The sequence below is a fragment of the Sphingomonas bacterium genome, assembly GCF_903644055.1.
Lineage (GTDB): Bacteria > Pseudomonadota > Alphaproteobacteria > Sphingomonadales > Sphingomonadaceae > Sphingomonas_I.
In genome coordinates this window covers 1-4,269 of record NZ_CAHJXD010000290.1, presented here as the reverse complement: position 1 = coordinate 4,269, position 4,269 = coordinate 1, and the positions used below count along the sequence as shown (strand labels likewise).

Annotated in this window: 5 protein-coding genes and 1 tRNA gene; 3 read left to right on the top strand and 3 right to left on the bottom strand. The window is 68.3% G+C overall.

The window, feature by feature from the left end:
- Window positions 1–130 precede the first annotated feature (130 nt).
- Genes HUU94_RS12475 through HUU94_RS12465 form a run of 3 tightly spaced genes read right to left on the bottom strand, consistent with a single transcriptional unit; the run spans window position 131 to window position 1,867 of the window.
- Window positions 131–469, bottom strand: a complete 339-nt coding sequence (locus HUU94_RS12475; protein ID WP_174275390.1) for a DUF2218 domain-containing protein — start codon at window positions 467–469, stop codon at window positions 131–133.
- A gap of 11 nt (window positions 470–480) precedes the next feature.
- The gene (locus HUU94_RS12470) at window positions 481–1,143 is read right to left on the bottom strand and encodes an O-methyltransferase (RefSeq protein ID WP_174275389.1); all 663 of its coding nucleotides are present in this window, start codon (window positions 1,141–1,143) and stop codon (window positions 481–483) included.
- Window positions 1,144–1,201: 58 nt separating this feature from the next.
- The gene (locus HUU94_RS12465; RefSeq protein WP_174275388.1) at window positions 1,202–1,867 is read right to left on the bottom strand and encodes a PadR family transcriptional regulator; all 666 of its coding nucleotides are present in this window, start codon (window positions 1,865–1,867) and stop codon (window positions 1,202–1,204) included.
- Window positions 1,868–1,998: 131 nt separating this feature from the next.
- On the opposite strand from HUU94_RS12465, the gene HUU94_RS12460 reads away from it, so the two are divergent.
- The 3 genes from HUU94_RS12460 (at window position 1,999) to HUU94_RS12450 (ending at window position 4,268) form a co-directional block, all read left to right on the top strand.
- Window positions 1,999–3,300, top strand: a complete 1,302-nt coding sequence (locus HUU94_RS12460; protein WP_174275391.1) for a replication-associated recombination protein A — start codon at window positions 1,999–2,001, stop codon at window positions 3,298–3,300.
- Window positions 3,297–4,175 carry a hypothetical protein gene (locus HUU94_RS12455; protein ID WP_174275387.1) on the top strand — a complete coding sequence of 293 codons (879 nt, stop codon included), beginning with the start codon at window positions 3,297–3,299 and terminating at the stop codon, window positions 4,173–4,175. The genes HUU94_RS12460 and HUU94_RS12455 overlap by 4 nt, the downstream gene beginning before the upstream one ends.
- A 17-nt stretch (window positions 4,176–4,192) precedes the next feature.
- Window positions 4,193–4,268 (top strand) — tRNA-Thr (locus tag HUU94_RS12450).
- The last annotated feature ends 1 nt before the right edge of the window (window position 4,269 follow it).

Sequence of the window (4,269 nt, the reverse complement as noted above, 5' to 3'; positions counted from 1 at the left end):
AGAAGCGTGGATGGTCGTCTCATCCATCAGGCGGATGACGCGCCGTATCGCCAAATTCGAATTATGAGTCGGGCTCTAAAGCCGATCGACATTACCTCGAATCGTCTGCTCGGAAGCGGTCACGCGATCCTCATTGCCAGTCGAACGGTAACGGCGCTTCGCGGAAGGCGAAGCGATCGATATGGCGCGCGACCGCGCCTTCCAGCGCTTCGAGCTGTCCCGCCGCCGTCGCATCGATGCGCGTGACGAGCGCGTCGGCTTCGGCATCCAGCGTGACGATCGCATCGCCCGGCCAATCGGCGCCGCGCGCATCTCTCGGAAAGACGATCGTGCCGCGATCGGCGGTGAACTCCACCTTCATGTCATGCTGCCAATGCTTGCAGAGCTGCTGGAGATAGCGGCTCGCGCTGCCGGTGGGCACGCGCGCGGTGGCGCTGTGGGTGGCGCCATGGGTGGTGGTCGTGGTCATCCTCGTCTCCGTCATTGCCGCATCGAAAGCTCGACGTCGCCGCCCAGCGGCGCCGAGCTGTAGCCGTTGTCCCCGCGCACGGCCGCGACATATTCGGGGCACATATCGGCATTGTCGGCGACGATCAGCGCGCCCTTGCGCAGGCGGGGCTCGAGCAGCTTGAGCAAGGGAAAATAGAGCGGCTTGTGGCCGTCGAGCAGCACGAGGTCGATCGTTTCGGGCAAGTCGCGCGCCAGCGTCTCCATCGCATCGCCGTCGCGAATGTCGGCGAGGTCGCCGAGGCCCGCTTCGGCGAGATTGGCGCGGGCGCGCGCGATCTTGCCGGGCTCGAACTCGCTGCCGATCACGATGCCGCCGCCACCGACGCCCCATGTGTCGCGTAGCGCCGCCGCCAGATGGAGCGTCGAAATGCCGAACGAGGTGCCGAATTCGACGATCGCCTTCGCGCGCGTGGAGCGCGCCAGCATGTAGAGCAGGCGCCCGGTCTCGCGGCTCACCGGGAGGTAGGCGTCCTTGGCGCGGGTGAAGAAGGCGCGGAAATCGACGCTCGCCGCTTGCCGCTCTTCGGGCGTCAACGCGATGAACTCGGCGCGCAGGGCCGTATCCGTCCGGGCCGCGTCGGCGAACATGCGATCGAGCAGCGGCGCGAGCGGCGCCTGGTCCAATGTCGTCATGGGCAATGTTCCTTGATTATCCGGGCGCGTCTTACCCTCCGACAGCGCCATGTGGGGATTAAAGTTGTTCGATCTTGCGCGTCGCTTCGTCGAGAAGTGCCGCGATCTCGTGCGCCTTGGTGCCCTCCTCGTCGCGGACCATCGTCTCGCGCAGCGCCATGCCCAGGTTCATCATCGCGCGGCGGATCGGGGCGCGATCGCCCTTGGCCTGCGCCTGGCCGATCTCGGCAAGGCGGGCGAGCAGCGCGTCGACCACGCTCTGCTTCTCGGCGATCTGCGCCTTGCCGGCATCGGTGATCGCGAAGCTGCGGCGCGAACCGGCTTCCTTCACCTCGTCGATCAGGCTCATCTCGTCGAGCATCGTCAGCGTCGGGTAGACCACGCCGGGGCTGGGGGCATAAGCGCCGCCCGAACGGTCCTGGATCTCGCGGATCAGGTCATAGCCGTGGCGCGGGCCCTCGGCGATCAGCGCGAGCAGCAGCAGCCGCAGTTCCTCGCCGTCGAACATCCGCCGCCGGCCGCCGGAGCCGCCCCGACCTCCGCCGAAGCCCCCGAAGCCGCGACCCCCGAACCCGCGACCATGGTCCCCGCCATAGCCCCCGTCGCTATCGCGACCGGCCGCCCAATGGGTGAAGACGGTGCGCAAAAACTCGCGTCCGCCGCCGCCCTGGCGATGACCACCCTGGCCGGAAGCGCTGTGCATTTTGTGATGAAATCCCCGCATGGGATGTGTTCCTCTCGTTCTCATACAACTCAAGATATATCTCGTAACATCTTTGTCAAGTCGATATGCGTGAGGATGCTGAAGATGCCGGCCCAGGTGAACAACGCCATCGCCTGGCCTATATGGTCGGCATGGCCGATCTCTTCGCCGCCGAGCCCGCTCCCGCCGCCGCCCCGCTCGCCGATCGCCTGCGCCCGCAGTCGCTCGATCAGGTGATCGGGCAGGAGCATCTCACCGGCGCGGAAGGCGCGATCGGGCGGATGGTTGCGGCGGGTCGCCTGTCGTCGATGATCCTCTGGGGTCCGCCCGGCACCGGCAAGACGAGCATCGCGCGCCTGCTCGCCGATGCGGTGGCGCTGCGCTTCGTCGCGATCTCGGCGGTTTTCTCGGGCGTCGCCGATCTCAAGAAGGCCTTCGCCGAGGCCCGCGATCATGCCCGCCTCGGCCAGCGCACCTTGCTGTTCGTGGACGAGATCCACCGCTTCAACCGCGCCCAGCAGGATGGCTTCCTGCCCTATGTCGAGGACGGCACCGTCGTCCTGGTCGGCGCGACCACCGAGAACCCCTCGTTCGAGCTCAACGCCGCTCTGCTCAGCCGCGCGCAGGTGCTGATCCTCCACCGCCTCGACGGCGCGGCGCTGGCGAAGCTGCTCGACCGCGCCGAGCAGGAGGAAGGCGGGGCGCTGCCGCTCACCGAAGACGCGCGCGCCGCGTTGATCGCCAGCGCCGACGGCGACGGCCGCTTCCTGCTCAACCAGGCCGAGACGCTGTTCGCGATCGGCCCCGCCGATCCGCTCGATCCCAGCGCGCTGGCGGCGCTGCTCCACCGCCGCATGCCCGTCTACGACAAGGATCGCGAGGGCCATTACAATCTGATCTCGGCGCTTCACAAAGCGGTGCGCGGCTCCGATCCGCAGGCCGCGCTCTATTATTTCGCGCGGATGCTCGTCGCGGGAGAGGAGCCGCTCTATTTGCTCCGCCGCATCGTCCGCATGGCGAGCGAGGATATCGGCCTCGCCGATCCGCAGGCGCTGGTCCACTGCCTCGCCGCCAAGGACGCCTATGATTTCCTCGGCTCGCCCGAAGGCGAGCTCGCGATCGCCAATGCGGTGCTCTATCTCGCCACCGCGCCCAAATCGGTATCGGGCTACAAGGCGTTCGGCGCGGCCAAGCGCAGCGCCAGGGAGACGGGATCGCTGATGCCGCCCGCCAATATCCTCAACGCGCCGACCAAGCTGATGAAGCAGATCGGCTACGGCAAGGGCTATGCCTATGATCCCGATGCGCCGGACGGCTTTTCCGGCGCCGATTACTGGCCCGAGGAAATGGCCCCGCAGACCTATTACACCCCCGGCGACCGCGGCTTCGAAGCGAAGATCGCCGAGCGGCTGGCCTATTGGCAGAAGCTGCGCGAGGAGCGCGGGCAAGAGTGAATGCCCGCTTCACGCGCTTCGTCGCGATCGACTGGTCCGGCGCGCGGGGCGAATATCAGAAGGGCATCGCCGTCGCGCAATGCGGCCTGGGGCAGGAGGCGCCGCGGCTCGTCACGCCGCCCGGCAGGGCCTGGTCGCGCGGGGCCGCGCTCGATTGGATCGTCGCGCTCGCCGAAGCGCGGGTGCCCGCGCTGATCGGCCTCGATCTCTCGCCCGCGCTCCCCTTCGCCGATCGCGGCGCCTATTTCTCCGAAGGCGATCGGGGCCCCGTCGATATGCCCGCGCTCTGGGCGATGATCGAGGCTTATGCCGATGCCGAGCCGCACTTCGGCGTCACCACCGTCGTCGATCATCCGGAACTCGCCCGCCATTTCCGCCGCCATCGCGCCTGCGGAGATCTGTTCCAGGCCGGGCGCGGCCGCCTGCGTCTCTGCGAGACGCGGCAGTTGGAGGCGATGCGGCTTTCGCCGTCGAGCTGCTTCAACCTCGTCGGCGCGGCACAGGTCGGCAAGTCGAGCCTGACGGGGATGCGCGTGCTGCATGCGCTGGCGGGGCGGGTGCCGCTCTGGCCGCTCGATCCGGTGCCCGCCGAAGGCCCGCTGCTCGTCGAAATCTACACCAGCATCGCCGCGCGCGCCGCCGGGCTCGGGCCGGGCCGCTCCAAGCTGCGCGATCCGCTGGCGCTCGATCGGGCGCTTGCCGAACTCCACGCCTCGCCGCACGCGCCGATCGCGCGCTACGACGATCATGCGACCGACGCCTTGCTCTCCGCCGCCTGGCTGCGCCGCCACGCCGGGGACTCCGCGCTCTGGCATCCCGAGGGCCTCACCCCCGACCTCGCGCGCACCGAGGGCTGGACGTTCGGCGTCCGCTGACGCATGAGCGCGGCCACGCCGGTTTAGCTCAGCTGGTAGAGCAGCGGTTTTGTAAACCGAAGGTCGCGGGTTCGATTCCTGCAACCGGCACCAT